Here is a 20360-nt window from a genome sequence, read left to right as displayed (position 1 = left end):
GTGTAGAGCAGGGAGTGTGCCAACTGGCCACCGCCCAGCAGGGCTGGGGCTTTGCCTGGCATGGCCGGCGATTTGTGTCGCAGGAGCTACAATTTTTGTAGCTTGCTACAAACAAGATGAGTGCTTGCGTGGAAAGGATGCTTTGCGCGTTCATGCGCGCATATTCAATCAAGGAACTGTGACCATGTTGAGGATCACATGCGCTGCATTCGCCGGTTTGCTTGGCCTGTGGAGCTATTCAAACGCTGCCGTGGCCGAGGGCATCACCGGTGAAGTGGGCGCGGGCGTCAGCTACCAACCTCATGACCCTACCGGCAGCCGCTACGAAACGCGGCCCGTTCCCTATTTCGACCTGGACTGGGGCGATGTCAGCCTGAGCACCGATGACGGCTTGACCTGGAGCGCGCTCAGCACCCGAGGCCTGACCGCCGGCCCCTATATCAATTACCTGTCGGGGCGCACGTCGAATGGCGATCTGCAGGGCCTGCGCAATGTGTCGGACATGGCGGAAGTCGGTGGTTTCATCCAATACGCCCCGGCTGATTTCTGGCGGGTCTACGCGCAACTGGGTCAAGCCGTGGGCGGTGGGCATTCACAGAGCGGTACCCTGGGCAAAGTCGGCGGCGAACTGGGCTACCCCCTGGGGGGCGGGATCATCGGCAGCAGCGGCCTGGTCGCGCATTTCGCAGATGCGCGCCAGACCAACACGTTTTTCGGCGTAGACGACAACGAGGCCGCTGCCACGGGCTTTCGCCCCTACAACGCCAGCGGCGGCTTCCAGAACCTGACGCTGACCCAGAGTTTCGAGTTTCCCCTGGCGGCTAAATGGTCATTGCTGACCAGCGCCAGTTGGGTTCACCTGGTGGGCTCGGCGGCCGACAGCAGCATCGTCCGGCAGACCGGCGAAGTGAACCAGGGCCAGGTGCAAACAGCCATCAGCTACACGTTCGACTAGGTTGGTCTGGGGTTTGCAATGAGGCTCTGGAATCCATTTTTCCAGGACACTCTTCATGGCTCGCCCCGCTTACCGCCTGTTGCATCATTCGCTGTGGGACCTGATCCCCATTGCCCTGGGCCTGGCGCATTTCGCCTTTGTCATCTGGCTGGTCACCGCGTTCCACAGCCTGAGCTGGTGGGCGCTCGTGCCCCTGGCGCTGGTCTATGCGATCAGCCTGTCGTGGAGCATCAACAGCATCTCCCACAACCAGATCCACAACGCCTACTTCAGCCATCGTGCGATGAACCGGGCGTTCGATCTGCTGCTGTCGGTGACCATCGGCTTTTCCCAGACGCTCTACCGCGACATCCATAACCGCCATCACCGTGGCAACGCCGACCTGCCGGGCCCGGACGGTAAAACCATCGACCCGCTGTCGATCTACCAGCGCGGCCACAATGGCCAGCCGGAAAACCCGTGGGCTTACACTTTCCTGAGTTTTTTCCGCGACGATCCCAAGCCGTTCTACGACGAGATGAAGCGCAAGCGCCCGGCGGATGCGCGCTGGGTCAAGGTCGAGATCGGCGTGACGGTGGCGTTTTATATCGCCTTGGCCTTCTACAACTGGCAGGCGGTGCTGTGGCTGTTGCCGTTCTGGTACCTGGGCCAGTGCCTGTCATCGCTCAACGGCTACTACGAACATTTCGGCGGCAACCCGGACCTGCCGATTGCCTGGGGCGTGAGTTCCTACAGCGTGCTGTACAACCTGATCTGGATGAACAACGGCTACCACGCCGAGCACCACTACCGGCCCAAGATGCACTGGACCAAGGTAAAGGCGTTTCATCGCGAGATTGCCGAGCAACAGCGTGAGGCGGGGGTGAAGCAGCTTCCAGTGTCACACGGGTTGGGCTTTCTGGTGGCGCACAGAAGACCCTGACTCGCCACTAACCCCTGTGGTGAGCAGGCTTGCCCTGCGCGAGGCAAGCTCGCTCACCACAAAAATCAAACCAGACCAAAGTGATCAGTTTTCTTCGCCTTCGGCCAGCAGGGCGATACCGCCGATAATCACCGCCACCCCCACCCAGTGCAGCGGGCTGATATGTTCCCCCAGCCCCAGCCACGACCCCAGCAACACCACCACAAACACCAGTGAACTCAGCGGAAACGCCAGGGACAGGCTGCTGCGCCGCAGGATCAGCATCCACACGAAAAACGCCCCGATGTAGCTGGCAATAGCCGCCAGAATCCCAGGGTTACGCGCCACGTCCGCCAGCCACTGCCAGCTCAAATCCATCTGCCCCAGTTGATCCCCGGCCACTTTGGTAAACAGTTGGCCGGCGCTTTCGGTACAGATCAACAAGGCCCACAGCACCACCGTGCCGAGGCGCCCGTGCAACCATCCGTTATTCATAATCTGCGTACTCATGCCTGACTCCCTGCAATCGCTACCAACATCACGCCTAAAGTAATCACCAGCGTGCCCAACCAACGGCGGCGGCTGACGGTTTCGCCCAGCACCACCTTGCCCGCCAGCACCACGCCGCAATAGGCCAGCGCGGCAGCCGGAAACAGCAGGCTCAACGGCGCACGGGACAAGGCTTCGAGCCACACGAAGAACTCGACGGCATAGGCGCCGATCCCGGCCCACAACAACGGCGCATTGAACACCTGGCCCCAGAACGCATTCAGGCGAAAACCACCGTCCAACTCGGGCAAACGGTCGAGGCCGATCTTGAAACACAACTGGCCGATCACATCGAGCACGATGGAAAACGCCACCAGCAACACCACGGTCAACGTCACGGGAACAGCTCCTCAAACAGGTCGATCAGGGCTTCATTGGTGGCGGCGTTGCGCTGCAGATCTTCGACGCTCCAGCGCTCGGGCGGCGGCTGGTCGGATTTAGCCTCCCAACGCTTGAACGCGTTGCTGAAGGCTGGCGTGGCGAACTCGCCGCACACGTCGATGCCGATGATGCGTTTACGCGCTGCCAAGGCCCGCAAGGCTTGCAGCAGATGGGTCAGGCGCATGCCGCCCTGGTCCCAGTTGGTGGCCGCGTCTTCGCTGGCGAGCACGTCTTTGTCGATGGTGATCCAGATCGCTTCGGTGGGCAGGCTGGTGATCATCTGCTCCAGGAAGGCCGCCCAGTCCAGCTCGGCCAGGTTGCGCCAATATAGGTGGTTTTCCTGCTGCTGGTGACCGGCGCCGTCCCCTACCCGGCCCCAGACTTTCGACGGCGGATGCTGCCAGGGGAACAACTGCAAGTGCCCGCGCTTGAGGGCACCGAGGTTGCCACCGCGCAACTGCGGATTGTGCAGGTCGTCGCTGCACGGGCCGAGGGTGACGATGCGCTTGATCGCCGGCATCTTCAGCGCGCGGTTGACCCACGAACCACAGTGGCGCTTGGGCGCAAAGCGTACCCAGTCGGGGTGGTTGTCGAAGTGGATCAGGCTGATGGGCTCTTTCAAATCGGCGAGAAAGGCCGGCGTGAGGTGGTGATAGTCGCCGGAGCCGACAAACAGGATTTCCGGCCGCGCATCGGTGGGCCGGGGCCGTTGGGCCAGGCGTTCGGCGAAGCGTTTCCAGGTTTTTTCGGTGGACCACAGGCGCAGCTTGGGGCCCAGGTCCAGCAGGTCGATACGCGTGGCACGGCCGCTGGCCAGACGCCGGGCAATCGGTGCCTGGCCGGTGAGGCTGTGGTCGAGGTCAAGAATGTTCAAGGCAGTGTCCCCTAAGGCTTTAGGGGGTCAATGCAAGGGACGGGCCAGCACAACTCTTGAAGACGGTGACTGACCAATGTGGGAGCGGGCTTGCCCGCGAATGCGGTGTGTCAGTCACTGAATACTTGGCTGACACACTGCATTCGCGAGCAAGCCCGCTCCCACATTTTGAACCGTGATCGGCTTTAGTTTTTCGCTTCGTTGATGATCTGGCGGATCGCCCCCACAAAGGCTTTCGCCGGCTGACCGCCGCTGACGGCGTACTGGTCGTTGAAGACGATGGTCGGCACCGAGGTCACGCCACGGGAGATCCACAGCTGCTCTTGCTCGCGTACTTCAGCGGCGTATTCATCGGAGGCGAGAATCTCGGCCGCACGCTTGATGTCCAGGCCGACGCTTTCGGCGATGATCGCCAGGGTGGCGTGGTCGGACGGGTCCTGCCCATCCGTGAAGTAGGCCTTGAACAGCGCTTCCTTGAGGTTGTACTGCAAGCCTTCCAGACCGGCCCAATGCAGCAGGCGGTGTGCGTCGAAGGTGTTGTAGATGCGGCTTTGGCCGTCAGTGCGGAACGCGAAGCCCAACTCGGCGCCCATGTCGCGGATACGTTCGCGGTTGGCCTGGGATTGCTCGGCGGTGGAGCCGTATTTTTCGGTGATGTGTTCGACGATGTTCTGCCCTTCAGCGGGCATGTTCGGGTTCAGCTCGAACGGCTGGAAATGGATCTCGGCCTGCACTTCGGCGCCAAGCTGGTCGAGGGCTTCGGTCAGGCCGCGCAGGCCGATGATGCACCAGGGGCAGGACACGTCGCTGACGAAATCGATTTTCAGGGGAGTACTCATGACAGGCAACCTCGCAGGCGCAAATGGGCCACAAAGGTTGCACGATACACCAATGTCACAACACCTTCGAAGGCTCGCCCAGGTCAATCTGCGCCCAGTGCGCCGCGTCTTCACGATGGGCTTGCAGGTACGGCAGCACCGCCGTCAACAGCGGCGCCTTGAACGCTTCCTGGAAACGATGGGCCATGCCGGGGATCAGTTTCAACTGGCTGCCCTGGATATGCGCCGCCAGGTGTACACCGTGCATGACCGGCAACAGCGGGTCGGCGGTGCCGTGCACCACCAGAGTTGGCACGCGCAGTTGGTTGAGCAAGGGCACGCGGCTGGGTTCGGCGAGGATCGCCATGATCTGGCGCTTCACGCCGTCCGGGTTGAAGGCGCGGTCGTAGGACAGCGCCGCCTGGTGCAACAGCGCCTGGCGATCATCCGTCACATTAGGGCTGCCCAGGGCCGCCAGCAAATCGGCTTGCTGCTCCAGGGCCACTTCACGGTTCGGTGCGCTGCGCCGCGACAGCAGTTGTACCAACGCCGCATTCGGCGCCGGCAAGCCTTCGGCACCGGAGCTGGTCATGATCAGCGTAAGGCTCTCGACCCGCTGCGGCGCCATCGCCGCCAGGTGCTGGGCGATCATGCCGCCCATGCTCGCGCCCAGCACGTGAAATTGCTGGATCTGCAACGCGTCCATCAAGCCGATGGCGTCGTCGGCCATGTCGGTCAGCGTGTAGGGCGCCGCCACCGGCAGGCCGAGCTTGTAGCGCAGCACTTCAAAGGTCAGGTTGGCGTTGGCAGGCGCCTGGCGCCAGGTGGACAGGCCAACGTCACGGTTGTCGTAACGGATCACCCGGAAACCCTGTTGGCACAGGGCGACCACCACTTCATCCGGCCAGTGGATCAATTGCCCGCCCAGGCCCATCACCAGCAGCAACGCAGGATCAGACGCACGGCCGATGCTCTGGTAGGCAATGCTTACCTGAGCCAGGTCGACCGTTTGGGTCGGGACATTGACGTCACATCGAGAAGCCGCAAAGGACGGCAGGCCGAACAACAGAGCGGCCAGTAAAAACAACACGCGCATGAAAAACACCGAAACGCAGAACCCCAGTAGAGCGCGAGTCTGATGAAGTTTGTTCAAGCGCGCTGCCACAGTTGCATGACAGTTTGATGAAGAGTGCTCAGCGGTCATGGTCGACAGGAAGGACAACATGAGACAAACTCACGCCATTCGAATTCATCACAAATTGTATTCATGGAGAGCCCGTGCTCGAGATCCGTCACCTCAAGACCCTGCACGCCCTGCGCGAAGCCGACAGCCTGGTCGAAGCCGCCGAGCGCCTGCATTTGACGCAGTCGGCCCTGTCGCACCAGTTCAAAGAGCTGGAAGAGCGCTTGGGCATGCCGTTGTTCGTGCGCAAGACCAAGCCGCTGCGCTTCACCAGTGCCGGCCTGCGCCTGTTGCAACTGGCCGACGCCACCCTGCCGCTGCTGCGCGGCGCCGAGCGCGACATTGCAAGGTTGGCCGGCGGCACTGCCGGACGCCTGCACATGGCAATCGAATGCCATAGCTGCTTCCAGTGGCTGATGCCGACCATCGACCAGTTCCGCGATGCCTGGCCGGAAGTCGAACTGGACCTGGCCTCCGGTTTCGCCTTCGCCCCGCTGCCAGCGCTAGCCCGTGGCGACCTGGACCTGGTGGTGACCTCCGACCCGCTGGAACTGCCAGGCATCACCTATGTACCGCTGTTCACCTACGAAGCCATGCTCGCGGTCGCCAACCAGCATGCGCTGGCGAACAAGGCGTACATCGTGCCGGATGACTTGCTGACCGAAACCCTGATCACTTACCCGGTGGAACGCGACCGTTTGGACATTTTCACCCGCTTTCTCGAACCCGCCGATGTGGAACCGGCTCAGGTGCGCACGTCCGAGCTGTCGGTGATGATGATGCAACTGGTGGCCAGCGGCCGTGGCGTGTGCGGCATGCCCCATTGGGCGCTGCATGAGTACAGCTCGCGTGGCTACGTGAAAGCCAAGCGCCTGGGTGAGAAAGGTTTGTTTGCCACGCTATATGCGGGAATCCGTGCGGACATGCTGGATGCGCCCTACATGCGTGACTTCCTGCTGACGGCCAAGGACACGTCGTTTTCCACCTTGGATGGGGTCAGCGCGGTGCGCTAAACCGCGACCTCGCGCCACATGTGGATCTTATCGAAGTAATCCACACCGACTCGCACCGCCAGCGGCTCCAGGCCGTACTGGATGAAGCCGCAGCGCTGGTACAGGGCAAACGCGGCTTCATTGCCGGCGGTGACCGTCAGCTGGATCACTTTGAGGCGCGGCTGTGTGCGCGCTTCGTCGAGCGCCGCTTCCACCAACTGACGGCCCAAGCCTTTTTGTTGGTGGTCCGCATTCACGTACATGCCGAACAGGGTCACCTTGTGCCGCGCTTTTTCTCGCGGCTCAAAGGCCAGACCGACAATGCCGGCCAACTCATCCCCGTCAAACGCACCGAGCAGGCAATCCAACGGGCTGCTCAAGCGTTTTTCCCACCAGCCCAGCGGCATCGCCGCACGCTCCGCCACGCTGGAGGTGAAGGCCTGGGGATAGGCGCCATAGGCCTCCAGCATCAACGCCCGATACGCTTCGGCGTCGCTGGCCGCCAGCGTGCGAATGATCATGCCGTCAGCGAGGCGCGGTAAAACGGCAGGATCAGATCGCGCGTCAGCGGGGCCAGTTGCAGGCCGCCATCTCCGGCCGGGTCGATCCAGCGCACTTCTTCAATCTCGGCGGCAGGCGTGACCGCTACATCGATCTGCACCTGGAACAGCTCGGCTTCCACGGTGAAACCCGGCTCGTTGACGGCCGGCGCAGAAAATTTTCCCAGGTAGACCGCAGCACTTGGCTCGATACGCAGGTTCAGTTCTTCGTGCAGCTCACGGGCCAAGGCCTCGGCAGGCTGCTCGCCAGCGTCAATCTTGCCGCCAGGTTGCATGAAGGCCTGGGTGCCGCGCTTGCGCACCAGCAAGGTTTGGCCGTCAGCGCCGATCAGGAGGGCGGCGGCGATACGAATAGTGGAAATGCTCATGAAAGATTCGCTGTCTCTTCGGGTAGTTTGATGAATATGGTGTATTTCGCGCCCTCCATCGACTCGAACGCAATCAGCTTGTCCACCAACGGCAGGTTCAGCACTTTGCCGGCGTTGAGCAGCAGCATGCCGTTATCGGCGTTGAGATTGCGCGCCAGGACCATGCCGGCTTCCAGTTCACGGGTGGTCAGGGCCTTGACCGAGGGATCACCCAGCGTCACATCACTGAGAAACGCGGCGCAGGCCTGGACAAAGTCTTCGACCAGCTCTGGATCATAGAGGCGCCCGGCGTACTTTCGGATGTACAGCAAAGCCTCGTCGCTGTTCATCTGCCGCTCAAGGATCAGGCCTTTTTGCAGTTCGATAAAGTCCACCGCCAACTTCAGCAGTCGCGAACCGAAGGGTATCGCATCGCCCTTGAGGTGATCGGGAAAACCGCTGCCATCCCAGCGTTCCTGGTGATGACGGATGATCCGCGCCGCGTCCTTCATCGGTTCCAGGGTCATCAGCAGGGATTCGCTCTGGCTCGGATAGCCTCGGTATTGTTCACGGTCACTGCTGTGCAACTTATCGGCGGCGGCAACCAACAGGCTGTCGCTCCAACTGAGCTTGCCGATGTTGTAGAGCGCGGCGGCCATGGTCAGGTCGCGCGTAGCGGCTTCGTCCATGGACTGGGCAGCACAATAGACGCGGACCAACTCGATCAATTGGCGGTTGGTCTGCTTGTTCTTGGGCAGGCGCAAGTTGGCCAGCAACGAAAAGACTTCGGTGCCTGTCACGTAGCTGCGTTTGAGTTCTTCGTAGGCCAGGTCGAGCATGTCGGCGGTTTGCTGCAACTCGGAGGTGCGCGCCACCACGCGTTTTTCCAGGGTGGTATTCAATACCTTGAGCTGATCGTTCTGCACCCGGGTCAGGCGTTCAAGCCGTTGGTGCTCAAGGGCCTGCTGCAGGATCAACTTGAGTTCGTCGTCATTCCAGGGCTTGCCGATGTAGCGGTGGATCTGCCCTTCGTTGATCGCCTTGATGATCGTCGGCAAGTCGGCATAACCGGTCAGCAGGATGCGGCTGGTGGTGGGGTACAGGCGGTGGACTTCGGCCAGTAACTGCGCCCCGTCCATACCCGGCATGCGCGCATCGCTCATGATCAGGTCGACGGGCTGCGCCGCCATGATTTCCAGCGCCTGGGCGCCACTACCGGCCAGCACCACATCAAAGGGCTGGCCGCGCAGCAAGCGGCGCAGGCTGTTGAGGATCGACTCTTCATCGTCGACCAGCAAAACGGTGGGTCTTGTCGCGGTATGTTCATCCATGCCTGCTGCGCCTTCAAATTAAACCAAATCGAGCTAAATTCAACCTCTGTGCCAAGCTGTCTTCCCTTGCTCAACGCGCGGGGTCGATTTGACGCCAACTGGCCCCCGATATCAAGGCCGCTCGACTATGCTGTCACATTAGGCTGTATCCGCCTCAGCAGTGGAATCAGGGAAGGAGTCGTTATGCCGTCGGACCTTTTATCGGTACGGAGCGCCCCATGAGTGCGGACTCGGCACGGGCCAACCGGCGCATTCTGATCGTCGATGACACGGCCTCGATCCACCAGGACTTTCGCAAGATCCTCTGCGCCGATCCCAATGGCGAACCGTCGCTGGAGAGCCTGGAAGAAACCCTGTTCGGCACCACCCCCAAAGCGCGCCAGGCCTACGAGCTGGACTCCGCCTACCAGGGCCAGGAAGCGTTGGCCCTAGTGAACAAGGCGCTGGCCGACCAGGCACCGTATGCCCTGGCCTTCATCGACATGCGCATGCCACCTGGCTGGGACGGCCTGCAAACCATCGAACAGTTGTGGGAGGTCGATCCCCGCCTGCAGATCGCGCTGTGCACGGCTTACTCCGATTACTCCTTCGAGGCCATCGAAGCGCGGCTCAAATACAACGACCAACTGCTGATCCTGAAAAAGCCCTTCGATCACCTGGAAATTCGCCAGATGGCCAGCGCCCTGACCTGGAAATGGCAGCTCGCCCAGGACATCGCGCTCAAAGTGATTGGCCTGGAACGAACCATCGAGGAGCGCGTGCAGGAGCTGCTCAAGGTCTCGCACCTGCTCCAGTATGACGCGTTGACAGAACTGCCCAACAGCACGCTGCTCGGCGACCGGCTGACCCAGGCAATTGCCCTGGGCCGACGGCATGACACCCAGTTGGCGGTGATATTCATCGGGCTGGACCGTTTCAAGCGTATCAACAATGCCTTGGGCTATCCGGTGGGCGACGAGGTGCTCCAGCAGGTCAGCCAGAGCCTGGTGGCGGCAGTGCGTGAATCGGACTCGGTATTTCGCTACGGTTCCGACGAATTCGTGATCCTGCTGCAGGATGTGCAGCATCCCCAACAATCCCAGCACGTTGCTCAAAAAATACTTAATGCCGTCAGCGCTACCCGCCATGTCGCAGGGCATGACCTGAGCATCACCGCCAGCCTGGGCATCAGTATTTACCCCAATGACAGTGGCACGGCGGTGGAGTTGATCAAACACGCCGAAACCGCCATGCACACCAGTAAAGAGCGGGGTTCCGACTGTTTCAGTTTTTACACCGATGACATGAACCACCGCGCCCAGCATCGACAAAACCTGGAAAGCGCGATACGCCAGGCCCTCGAGCGCGAGGAGTTTGAACTGCACTACCAGCCGAAGCTGGACTTGAAATCCGGGCGAATCGTCGGTGCGGAAGCCCTGATCCGCTGGTTCCAGCCGCGCTCGGGTTGGGTCAGCCCGGCCGACTTCATCCCGGTCGCCGAAGACAGTGGCTTGATTGTGCGCCTGACCCAATGGGTACTGCGCCAGGCCTGTGAACAGGCGCAAGCCTGGCGCGCCATGGGCCTGGCGCCGTTGTGCATATCGGTGAACATCTCGGCCATCGACTTTCGCCAGCGGGATTTTGTCGACAATCTTGCCACCCTCCTCAAGCAAACCGGTCTGCCGCCGACACAGTTGGAACTAGAGATCACCGAAAGCGTGCTGATGCAGAATGTCGACGAGACTGTCGAGATCCTTAACAGAATCAAGGCGATGGGCGTGCGGCTGGTCCTGGATGATTTCGGTACGGGTTACTCCAGCCTGAGTTATCTGCGCCGTTTTCCCATCGATGTGCTGAAAATCGACCAATCATTCGTTCACGGCCTGAAGGTCAATAGCCAGGACGAACAACTGATCAGCGCTATCATCGGCATGGGCAAGAGCCTGGACCTGAATATCATCGCCGAAGGCGTAGAAACCGTCGAACAACTGAAATTCCTGCAAACCCAGCGGTGCGAAGAGGGCCAGGGCTATCTGTTCAGCAAGGCCGTGCCGTCGAAGGACTTCGCCCGGTTGCTGCAAGCGGGTAGCGCCACTCTGATGCCCGACCAGTAGCCTTATGCTTGCAAGGAGTGCTCGCTTGAATGAAGTACTGACCTGCCGTTTCGGCGTCGTGTTCATGTTGTGCCTGGGCTTGGGCATGCCTTTGATGGCCGCGCCATTGGACGAAGCACTGAAACCTGTCCCCGCAGTTCCGATGTTGGACCCGGCCAAGGTTGAGCTGGGGCGCCAGCTGTTCAACGAGCCGCGTCTGTCGGTCAATAACACGCTGTCCTGCGCCAGCTGCCATCGTCTGGAATCGGGAGGTGCCGACAACAAGCCGTTTTCCATTGGCTTCGATGGCAAGCCCGTGGACATCAACACCCCGTCTGTCTTCAACGCCAGCCTGAACTTCAAGCAGTTCTGGAATGGCCGCGTCGATACGCTGGAGGCACAGATCCAACAGGTAGTCATCAGCCCGGTGGAAATGGGCAGCGACTGGAAAACCGTGGTGCAGAACCTTTCCGCCCTGCCCGCCTACCAAGCGGCGTTCCAGCAGGCCTACCCCGATGGCGTCACCGCCGCCAACGTACAAAACGCCCTGGCCACTTATGAACGTACATTGCTGACGCCCAATTCGCGGTTCGACCAATACCTGCTTGGCAACACCAAGATTTTCACGATCCAGGAAAAATACGGCTACCAGCGCTTCAAGGACTATGGCTGCATCGCCTGCCACCAAGGCATCAATATCGGCGGCAATATGTTCCAGAAGTTCGGTGTGATGGGCGACTACTTCAAGGCGCGCGGCAAAACGGTCGAGTCGGACCTAGGCCGCTATCTGCTGACCCAGGACGAAGAAGACCGACATGTGTTCAAGGTACCCAGCCTGCGCAACGTCGCCGCGACCGCGCCGTACTTCCACGATGCCTCGGCCAAGACCCTTGAGGAAGCGGTCGACGTCATGTTCAAGTATCAGTTGGGGCGCAATCCGTCCCAGGAGGACAAGGACCTGATCATCCAGTTTCTCAAGACCCTGAGCGGCGAATGGGCGGGCAAGCCATTATGAGCATACCCTCATGACCCTTTCCCGCCGCCGTGCCGGCCAAGTGTTGCTGGGCCTGATGACCCTGCTGCTGGCGTCCACCCTGGTGTTTCTGTACCTCAAGTCTTCCCGTGACCAGACGGCTACCTATACCCAATCACGGGACCTGATCCGCCAGCTCCAGCAGCTCAATGCCCAATGGGACAGTGAAGTACTCAAGGCCAGGATCGCCCTCACCCACAATTACGACCCCCTGGTGGCACCGCTGCAGGAAATGACCCGGATCTGGGCCGATCTGGAAAACCGCGACTTCTACCACGACCCTGCCGACCTGCCTGGTTGGCAGGCCAATCTGGAAGCTTACCAAGCCGCGATCCAGGAAAAAGCCCGGTTGGTGGACCAGTTCAAATCCCACAACGCCGTGCTGCGCAACTCCCTGGCCTTTCTGCCGACCGCCGAAGATGACATCCAGGCCCAGTTCAATCGCTACGGCGATGAAGGCCGCCTGCAACTGCACGATGTCGCCACCGATACCTACGACCTGTTGCTCAGCAGCCTGGAATTCGCCCAGGTCACCAGCGACGACCGCGCCGCCGATATCCTGGTGGGCCTGGGCAAATTGGCGATCAACAAGGAGCGCCTGCCCCCTGAGTTTCAGGGGCCTGTCGAGATCCTCAGCAACCATATTTCGCTGATCCTGCGCGAGCAGCCGGTGGTCAACGGCCTGGTCGACCGGATTGCCGCCGTGCCGGTCGCCGAGCGTCTGGACGACTTGACGACCCACCTCAACCAGGATCAGCAAGCCGCCGACCTTGTCGATCGCCAATACCATCGCTACCTGCTGATTTTCTCCATCCTGCTGGTGGGTTTGCTGCTTTACCTGGCGATGCGCCTGCTGCGCAGTTTCGCCGAGATCAACCGGGTCAACCGTGCCCTGCAAGCGGCGAACGAAACCCTGGAGCAACGGGTGGAACGCCGCACCCAACAACTCAAGGATGCCCAGAGCGAACTGCTCGACAGTGCTCGCCAGGCGGGCATGGCGGAGATCGCCACCAACGTGCTGCACAATGTGGGCAACGTACTTAACAGCGTGAATACCTCCGCCGATCTGGTCACTCGAAAGCTGCGCAGCAGCAAGGCACTGGGCCTGGGCCGGGCCATGCAGTTGATCAACGAGCGCCAAGGTGACCTGGGCACCTTCTTTACCGAGGATGAAAAGGGCAAGCTCTTGCCGGGTTACTTGAATCAACTGGTCGACGCCATTGCGCTGGAACAACAAGGCATGACTGATGAACTGACGCAATTGAGCAAGAGCGTCGACCACATCAAGGACATTGTCGCTACCCAACAACACTATGCCGGTGCCTCCGCGCTGAAGGAGCCGGTGCACATCAGCGCCCTGATGGACGATGCCTTGCGCATGAACGCAGGGGCGCTGAGCCGGCACAACGTCACGGTGGTAAAACACTATGCCCAGGTGCCGGAGATCCTGGCGGATAAACACCGGTTGCTGCTGATCATGGTCAACCTGATCAGCAATGCCAAGTACGCGATGTCCAACCTTGTCGACCGGCCGCGGCAAATGACTCTTACGGTCCAACCACGCGATGACGCAACCTTGCAGATCAGCGTGAAAGACGACGGCGAAGGCATACCGGCGGAAAACATGACCCGGATCTTCACCCACGGCTTTACCACCCGCAAGGAAGGCCACGGCTTCGGCCTGCACAGTTGCGCCCTGGCAGCGGTGGAGATGAATGGCCAACTGACCGCCCATAGCGACGGACCGGGCCTGGGCGCCATGTTCACCTTGACTATCCCTATGGTCCTTGCCGGAGACCCCACATGAACCAACCTCCTAACCGGCGTCTATTACTGATCGACGACACACCGTCGATTCACGATGATTTTCGCAAGATCCTGATGCCTGTCGTTGAAACCAACCAGGCGCTGGACGCTATGGAGTCGGCGCTGTTCGGCGACACGACAAAAGCCCGGGCCCCGGTGTTCGAACTGCATTCGGCCTATGGCGGAGAAGAAGGCCTGCAGTTGCTCGTCACGGCCATGGAGCGCAAACAGCCGTATGCCCTGGCCTTTGTCGACATGCGCATGCCCCAAGGCTGGGACGGCGCGAAAACCATAGAAGAACTGTGGAAAGTCGCTCCCGACCTGCAAGTGGTGATCTGTACCGCGTATTCGGACTATTCCTGGGAAGACCTGCTGGAGCGGCTGCACGCCCATGATCGGTTGCTGATCCTGAAAAAACCCTTCGACAACATCGAAGTCCAGCAGATGGCCAACACCCTGGCCAACAAATGGGACATGGCCCGCCGCGCCTCGCTGCAAACCACCCACCTGGAGCAGTTGGTGGAACAGCGCACCCAAGCGCTGCAAATGGAGATTGACGAACGCAAGCATCTGGAAAGCCAATTGGTCCAGTCGGAGAAACTTGCGTCGCTGGGGCAGCTGGCAGCCGGTGTGGCCCATGAGATCAACAACCCGGTGGGGTTTATCTCGTCCAACCTCAGCACCCTGGACGGCTACTTCAACCAGCTGCAACAGATGCTGGATGCCTATCAACGTGCTGAAGTCTTGGTGACGCCACCGGAACAAAGCGAGCAGCTCAAGGCCATGCGCGTCGGCCTGGAACTGGACTTTCTCAAGGAAGACATTCCGGTCCTGATCAAGGAGTCCAAGGAAGGCATTGGTCGCGTGGTGCAGATCGTCAAGGACTTGAAAAACTTCTCGCGGGTGGACAACGAGCAGACCTGGCAATTTGCCAACCTGCAACAGGGCATCGATTCGACATTGAACATCGTCGCCAGCGAACTCAAGTACAAAGCCGATGTAGTCAAACACTACGGCGCATTGCCAGAAATCGAATGCCTGGCCTCACAGCTCAACCAAGTGGTGATGAATCTGGTGATCAACGCGGCGCAAGCCATGGGGCCAGAGCGCGGCACCATTACCATCAGCACTGGCGTGGACAGCGAGAACGTGTGGTTGGAAGTGGCAGACAACGGCTATGGGATCGCGCCGCAAACCCTGCAGAAAATCTTCGATCCGTTCTTCACCACCAAACCGGTGGGCGAAGGAACAGGGTTGGGGCTTTCGCTCTCTTACGGCATCGTTAAGAAACACCGTGGCGACATCTCCGTCAGCAGCGAGCTGGGCAAAGGGACAACGTTTCGGGTGGTGTTGCCGATTAGGCAAACGGCGGCGTAGGACACGCCGCCGAGTCGCGCTCATGCGTCGGCTTTTTTGGGGCTCGAACCGAACGAAGCGAAACGCTTGTTGAAGCCGGCAATCCGGCCTTCGGCCTGGGTCTTGCGCTGTTGGCCGGTGTAGATCGGGTGCGAGGCACTGGACACGTCCAGCGGGATGTAGGGGTAAGTGTTGCCATCACTGTGCTTGTGGGTGCGGTCGCTGTCGGCAGTGGAGCCGATCAGGAAGAACACGTCGGCGGCAGTGTCGTGAAACAGCACGGTGCGGTAGTCGGGATGGATACCAGCTTTCATAAGGCCTCCGGGGCGTTTGGATGCATTTGATGTGTTATACAGTAACACAAATAGTGCACCCAAACGAGAACCGATTGCAATAAGAATAGGCCGGCAGCTTCTATGCGGCTTCCTGGAAGCCCATTTCCGGTGGCTGTCGGGAGAAGCCACGCGTGAGCACGCTCAGGTAAACCAGGCCGATCGCCAACCACACCAGGCCCAGGTAGATCGCCAAGTGATCGAGGCTGACCATCAGCCACAGGTCCGCCAGCAGGCCGATGAACGGGAACACCAGGAACAGGATCAATTCGCGCACGCCACGCTGCTTGGCGCCGATCCAGTAGTGGAAGATCACCGACAGGTTGACCAGGCTAAACGCCAGGAATGCGCCGAAATTGATGAATGAAGTGGAGGTGGTCACGTCCAGCTTCAACGCCAGCAGCGCCACCACTGCACACAACAGGATGCTGTTGACTGGAGTGCCGAAGCGCGCATGCAGGCTGCCGAAGAACGACTTGGGCAACACACCGTCGCGGCCCATGGCAAACAACAGGCGCGAACCGCTGGCCTGGGCCGACAGCCCCGAGGCGAACTGGCCGACAATCAGGCCAATCAGGAAGATCGACACAAACAAGTCGCCACCGATATTGCGCGCGATCTCATACGCCGCCGAATCCACATTGCTGAACTCGAACGACGGATGGGCCACCTGCACAAAGTAGGACACCGCCACGAAGATCAGCCCGCCGATCAAAGTGATCAACATGATCGCCCGTGGGATGGTGCGACGTGGGTCGCGGGTTTCTTCGGTCAGCGTACTCACCGCGTCAAAGCCCAGGAACGAGTAGCAGGCGATGGCGGCGCCGCTCATGATCAATGGCATGTGCATCTGGCCATTGAAGAAGGGGGCGATGGTCCACAGCGGCTTGCTCGCATCTCCACCGATGTAGTGAATGCACAGCGCCACAAAGGCAATCAGCACCAGGAATTGCACCAGCATCAGCAAGGCGTTGATGCCGTTGGCCAGTTTGAGGCCGACGATGTTAATGGCGCTGGTAACCCCGATGAATGCCAGCACCCAAACCCATTGCGGCACCGCCGGGAAGGCTGAGTTCAGGTACGCCGCACCAATCAGCCAGATGGCCATGGGCAAGAACAGATAGTCGAGCAATACCGCCCAACCGGCGATAAAGCCGAGCTTGGGGCTGATGGCCTTGCGCACGTAGCTGTAGGCGGAACCGGCCACCGGAAACGCCGACGCCATGCGCCCGTAGCTCATGGCGGTGAAAAACATCGCCACCAGCGCAGCCAGGTAAGCGGCGGGGACCATGCCCGCGGTGGATTGAGCCAGGATGCCGAAGGTGCCGAGCACAATGATCGGCGTCATATAGGCGATGCCAAACAGCACCACCGACCCTAACGACAGGGTGCGTTGCAAACGAGCCATGGGTGATTCTCCGCGCAATTATTAGATTTATGGCAGAACTGAAGTCGGTGTTGCACACACTGTTTTTTAGAGTTATTACCCGTGGCGAGGGAGCTCGCTCCCTCGCCACAGGGGCTAGCGTTGAGCTTGTGGGATCAACAGCTCGCGCGCGCCATCGCTGCGCTCAATCACCTCACCCGGCAATTTCATGCGCTGGTCATCCAGGTAGCGGTAGTCCTTGCGAGCCGCCGCCAATTGGTCGAGATCCAGCTCAACCGCGAATTGCCCCTCCTCACGCCCCGCTTCAAACAGCAGCGTGCCAAACGGGTCCACCAACGCACTGCCGCCGGCAAACACCAGGTCGCCATCGCCCGCTTCCACCCGGTTGACCATCAGCGCAAACGCCTGGTTTTCCTGGGCACGGGCCATGATCGCGGTGCGGTGGGTGGGACCGTACGGGTCCATGTTGCCGTTGGTGACGATCAGCAACTCAGCGCCCAATTGCGCCAGGGCACGGGCGGTTTCCGGGAACTCGATGTCGTAGCAGATCAACAGGCCTACGCGCAGACCGTTCCACATGCAGGTGGGGTAACGGTCGCCGGGATTGAAGACGCCTCGTTCCAGCGGCCACAAGTGGGTCTTGCGGTACCGTAGGGCGATACCTTCGGGGGTGATCAGCAAAGTGGTGTTGTAAAACTGGCCGCCATCGTGTTCGGCAATGCCAATGACCACGGCGATATCACGCGCACGGGCGGCCTCGATAATGGCCTGCACGGTAGGCCCCTCCAGCGGTTCGGCGATGTCGGCGACGGTCTCGGCCGTGGGGAAACCGGTCAGGTGAGTTTCCGGAAATACGATCAGTTGCGTATCGTCGGCACAGGCGGCAATCGCCGCCAAGGCGCGTTCAAGGTTGTAAGCTGTATCGTTATCACGACCGGCCAACTGGGCAAATTCGACCTTCATGGGTATTCCTTGTTCTTTATCTGTGCCGCAGTATGCGCAGCCACAACCCCCCAGGGAATCACGCGGCGGGGGTAACCCGATAGGGGTAGATCGATGACCATGTCGCTGCAAGACATCGCCTGGCACCGTGCGGTGGGGCAAATGATAGACGCGCTGGACCAGCCCAATTTCTGGACCCAGCTGGTCCGATTGCTCGACCAGTACGTGCCGTCCGATAGCTGGGTGGCTCTGCTGTTCAGCAGCGAACACCGCCCGCTGGTGTTTGCCGAATGCCCAGGCGCCGATGGCACGCCGGACCAGCTGTTCCAGGACTACCTGAACGGCCTGTACCTGCTCGACCCCTTCTACATCGCCAGCCGCGAACACGCGCGCACGGGGCTTTTGCGCCTGGCCGAAGTCGCGCCCGAGCACTTCGAACTCACCGAGTACTATCAGCGCTACTTCCGCCTGAACGTGGTCGCCGATGAAATCCAATTTAATTGCCATCTGCCGGATGGGCGTACCCTGTGCCTGTCGCTGGGCTCGAAGCAACGCTTCAATCCGCAGCAGATTGCCCTGCTGTCGCTGATTCAACCCTGGGTACTGAGCCTGCTGCGCCAACGCCTGCCCCATGAACTCAAGCAGGTCAGCACGCCGCAACCGATCCAGAATGATGACTGGGGCGCGCAACTCACTGCCCGCGAACTGGATGTAGGCCGCTTGATGCTCAGCGGTTGCTCCAGCAAGGAAATCGCTCGTAAGCTGCAAATCTCTGTTGAAACCGTGAAAGTCCATAAGAAACACATCTACAGCAAGCTAGGGATCAAATCCCAGTCAGAGCTGTTCTCGATCTTTCTACAGGCGCAAAACGCCTAGCCGATGAGTCCGAACCAAGGAAAACCGTATGAGCCTGTCGTTACTAAGCCGTTACGCCTTCTTTGCCGTGTGCGTCATTTTCACCCTCGCAAGCCTTCCCTTTATCGAACATGAATGGCTGTGGCCGATCACCGTGGTCACGGGTGTGCTGAGCCTGATCGGTATCTTCGACCTGCTGCAAAGCCCCCACGCCGTGCGCCGTAACTACCCGATCCTGGGCAATATCCGTTACCTGGTGGAAGCCATCCGCCCGGAAATCCGCCAGTACCTGCTGGAGTCCGACAGCGACGCCCTGCCCTTCTCCCGGGCCCAGCGTTCACTGGTGTATTCGCGCGCCAAGAATGAAACCGCCGACAAACCCTTCGGCACCCTGATCGACGTGTACCAGTCGGGCTTCGAATTTATCGGCCACTCCATGCGCCCGGCGCCGTTGAGCGACCCCAGCGCATTTCGCGTGATGGTCGGCGGCCCACAATGCACGCAGCCGTACTCGGCATCGGTGTTCAATATCTCGGCGATGAGCTTTGGCTCGTTGAGCGCCAACGCGATTCGCGCGTTGAACCAAGGCGCCAAACTGGGCAACTTCGCCCACGACACCGGCGAAGGCAGTATCAGCCCCTACCACCGCGAAAACGGCGGCGACCTGACCTGGGAATTGGGCAGCGGCTACTTCGGCTGCCGCACCAGCGACGGCCGTTTTGACCCGGAACGTTTCGCCGTGCAGGCGCAGAACCCGCAAGTGCGCATGATCGAAATCAAGATGAGCCAGGGTGCCAAACCCGGCCATGGCGGGATTTTGCCCAAGCACAAGGTCACCCAGGAAATCGCCGATACACGCGGCATTATGATGGGCGAAGATTGCATCTCGCCGTCACGCCACAGCGCGTTTTCTACGCCGCTGGAACTGATGCAGTTCATCGCGCAACTGCGTGAGCTGTCCGGCGGCAAACCGGTGGGCTTCAAGTTCTGCCTGGGTCACCCATGGGAGTTCATGGGCATCGCCAAGGCCATGCTCGAAACCGGCATCCTCCCGGACTTTATCGTGGTGGACGGCAAGGAAGGCGGCACCGGCGCAGCGCCCGTGGAGTTTACCGACCATATCGGCGTGCCACTGCGCGAAGGCCTGCTGTTTGTGCACAACACCCTGGTGGGCCTGAACCTGCGCGACAAGATCAAGCTCGGCGCCAGCGGCAAGATCGTCAGCGCATTCGATATCGCCAGCGTGCTGGCCATCGGCGCCGACTGGGCCAACTCGGCGCGCGGCTTTATGTTTGCCATCGGCTGCATTCAATCCCAGAGCTGCCACACCAATAAATGCCCGACCGGCGTCGCGACCCAAGACCCACTGCGCCAACGCGCCCTGGTGGTGCCGGACAAAGCCCAGCGCGTGTTCAACTTCCACCGCAACACACTCAAGGCCTTGGCGGAAATGCTCGCCGCCGCCGGTCTCGATCATCCATCGCAGTTATCGGCCAAGCACTTGGTACGGCGCATGTCGGCAACCGAGATCAAGCTGTTTTCGCAACTGCATGTGTTCCTCAAACCCGGTGAGTTGCTGACCGGTGAAGTGAACGGTGAGTTTTACTCGCGCATGTGGCAGATGGCGCGAGCCGACAGTTTTGAACCCCATGAAGTGGCTGCCGCCTGATAAATTAACAATCCCTA

General features: G+C 60.4%; 20 protein-coding genes. 9 read left to right on the top strand and 11 right to left on the bottom strand.

Annotated features, from left to right (window positions below; translation table 11 throughout):
- Positions 1 to 184: 184 nt before the first annotated feature.
- Together EJ576_RS06530 and EJ576_RS06525 are read left to right on the top strand one after the other, a co-directional pair.
- Positions 185 to 955, top strand: a complete 771-nt coding sequence (locus EJ576_RS06530; RefSeq protein ID WP_126569888.1) for a MipA/OmpV family protein — start codon at positions 185 to 187, stop codon at positions 953 to 955.
- A 55-nt stretch (positions 956 to 1010) separates the two neighbouring features.
- On the top strand, positions 1011 to 1877 hold the full coding sequence (locus tag EJ576_RS06525; protein WP_126569886.1) for a fatty acid desaturase: 867 nt from the start codon (positions 1011 to 1013) through the stop codon (positions 1875 to 1877).
- A gap of 84 nt (positions 1878 to 1961) precedes the next feature.
- On the opposite strand, the gene EJ576_RS06520 is transcribed toward EJ576_RS06525, so the two are convergent.
- The 5 genes from EJ576_RS06520 to EJ576_RS06500 all read right to left on the bottom strand — a co-directional run bounded on the left by EJ576_RS06520 (position 1962) and on the right by EJ576_RS06500 (position 5574).
- The gene (locus EJ576_RS06520) at positions 1962 to 2366 is read right to left on the bottom strand and encodes an EamA family transporter (protein ID WP_126569885.1); all 405 of its coding nucleotides are present in this window, start codon (positions 2364 to 2366) and stop codon (positions 1962 to 1964) included.
- Positions 2363 to 2743 (bottom strand): transporter, encoded by a 381-nt coding sequence (locus EJ576_RS06515; RefSeq protein WP_016977488.1) that lies wholly within the window; start codon positions 2741 to 2743, stop codon positions 2363 to 2365. Before EJ576_RS06515 ends, EJ576_RS06520 begins: the two co-directional genes overlap by 4 nt.
- Positions 2740 to 3660, bottom strand: coding sequence for an arginase (locus tag EJ576_RS06510; RefSeq protein ID WP_123474697.1), 921 nt, complete (start codon positions 3658 to 3660; stop codon positions 2740 to 2742). Before EJ576_RS06510 ends, EJ576_RS06515 begins: the two co-directional genes overlap by 4 nt.
- 185 nt (positions 3661 to 3845) lie before the next feature.
- Positions 3846 to 4499 (bottom strand): DsbA family oxidoreductase, encoded by a 654-nt coding sequence (locus EJ576_RS06505; RefSeq protein WP_126569883.1) that lies wholly within the window; start codon positions 4497 to 4499, stop codon positions 3846 to 3848.
- 55 nt (positions 4500 to 4554) lie between these two features.
- Positions 4555 to 5574: an alpha/beta fold hydrolase gene (locus EJ576_RS06500; RefSeq protein WP_122724013.1), complete on the bottom strand. Its 1020-nt coding sequence runs from the start codon at positions 5572 to 5574 to the stop codon at positions 4555 to 4557.
- Positions 5575 to 5756: 182 nt separating this feature from the next.
- Between EJ576_RS06500 and metR the strand changes: the two genes are divergently transcribed.
- Positions 5757 to 6674, top strand: coding sequence for a transcriptional regulator MetR (gene metR / locus EJ576_RS06495; protein ID WP_028619038.1), 918 nt, complete (start codon positions 5757 to 5759; stop codon positions 6672 to 6674).
- Here metR and EJ576_RS06490 read toward each other — a convergent pair.
- The 3 genes from EJ576_RS06490 to EJ576_RS06480 are packed head-to-tail and all read right to left on the bottom strand — an operon-like array spanning position 6671 to position 8891.
- Positions 6671 to 7174 (bottom strand): GNAT family N-acetyltransferase, encoded by a 504-nt coding sequence (locus EJ576_RS06490; RefSeq protein ID WP_068936993.1) that lies wholly within the window; start codon positions 7172 to 7174, stop codon positions 6671 to 6673. The genes metR and EJ576_RS06490 overlap by 4 nt on opposite strands.
- Positions 7171 to 7581, bottom strand: coding sequence for an NUDIX domain-containing protein (locus EJ576_RS06485; protein ID WP_122724009.1), 411 nt, complete (start codon positions 7579 to 7581; stop codon positions 7171 to 7173). The genes EJ576_RS06490 and EJ576_RS06485 overlap by 4 nt, the downstream gene beginning before the upstream one ends.
- A complete protein-coding gene (locus EJ576_RS06480; protein ID WP_126569882.1) occupies positions 7578 to 8891 on the bottom strand; it encodes an HD domain-containing phosphohydrolase in 1314 nt (437 codons plus the stop codon). Before EJ576_RS06480 ends, EJ576_RS06485 begins: the two co-directional genes overlap by 4 nt.
- A gap of 218 nt (positions 8892 to 9109) precedes the next feature.
- Between EJ576_RS06480 and EJ576_RS06475 the strand changes: the two genes are divergently transcribed.
- From EJ576_RS06475 to EJ576_RS06460, 4 genes are all read left to right on the top strand, one after another.
- A complete protein-coding gene (locus tag EJ576_RS06475) occupies positions 9110 to 10984 on the top strand; it encodes a bifunctional diguanylate cyclase/phosphodiesterase (protein WP_126569880.1) in 1875 nt (624 codons plus the stop codon).
- Between the two features lie 64 nt (positions 10985 to 11048).
- Entirely contained in the window at positions 11049 to 11978 is a 930-nt protein-coding gene (locus EJ576_RS06470; protein ID WP_371923935.1) for a cytochrome-c peroxidase, read from the top strand.
- A gap of 10 nt (positions 11979 to 11988) precedes the next feature.
- A complete protein-coding gene (locus EJ576_RS06465; protein ID WP_126569876.1) occupies positions 11989 to 13803 on the top strand; it encodes a DAHL domain-containing protein in 1815 nt (604 codons plus the stop codon).
- Positions 13800 to 15179: an ATP-binding protein gene (locus EJ576_RS06460; protein WP_126569874.1), complete on the top strand. Its 1380-nt coding sequence runs from the start codon at positions 13800 to 13802 to the stop codon at positions 15177 to 15179. The genes EJ576_RS06465 and EJ576_RS06460 overlap by 4 nt, the downstream gene beginning before the upstream one ends.
- 20 nt (positions 15180 to 15199) lie before the next feature.
- Here the strand turns inward: EJ576_RS06460 and EJ576_RS06455 are convergent, their stop codons facing one another.
- The 3 genes from EJ576_RS06455 to EJ576_RS06445 all read right to left on the bottom strand — a co-directional run bounded on the left by EJ576_RS06455 (position 15200) and on the right by EJ576_RS06445 (position 17840).
- Positions 15200 to 15472, bottom strand: coding sequence for a type B 50S ribosomal protein L31 (locus EJ576_RS06455; protein ID WP_016970719.1), 273 nt, complete (start codon positions 15470 to 15472; stop codon positions 15200 to 15202).
- A gap of 100 nt (positions 15473 to 15572) precedes the next feature.
- On the bottom strand, positions 15573 to 16898 hold the full coding sequence (locus EJ576_RS06450) for an APC family permease (RefSeq protein ID WP_126569872.1): 1326 nt from the start codon (positions 16896 to 16898) through the stop codon (positions 15573 to 15575).
- Positions 16899 to 17012: 114 nt separating this feature from the next.
- Positions 17013 to 17840: a carbon-nitrogen hydrolase family protein gene (locus EJ576_RS06445; RefSeq protein ID WP_123474704.1), complete on the bottom strand. Its 828-nt coding sequence runs from the start codon at positions 17838 to 17840 to the stop codon at positions 17013 to 17015.
- Between the two features lie 93 nt (positions 17841 to 17933).
- On the opposite strand from EJ576_RS06445, the gene EJ576_RS06440 reads away from it, so the two are divergent.
- Entirely contained in the window at positions 17934 to 18695 is a 762-nt protein-coding gene (locus EJ576_RS06440) for a LuxR C-terminal-related transcriptional regulator (protein ID WP_122723992.1), read from the top strand.
- A gap of 28 nt (positions 18696 to 18723) precedes the next feature.
- Positions 18724 to 20343, top strand: a complete 1620-nt coding sequence (locus EJ576_RS06435; protein ID WP_028619027.1) for an FMN-binding glutamate synthase family protein — start codon at positions 18724 to 18726, stop codon at positions 20341 to 20343.
- Positions 20344 to 20360 lie beyond the last annotated feature (17 nt).

The organism is Pseudomonas sp. C 49-2, from assembly GCF_003970195.1.
Lineage (GTDB): Bacteria > Pseudomonadota > Gammaproteobacteria > Pseudomonadales > Pseudomonadaceae > Aquipseudomonas > Aquipseudomonas canadensis.
This window is presented reverse-complemented; position numbering and strand designations above follow the sequence as displayed.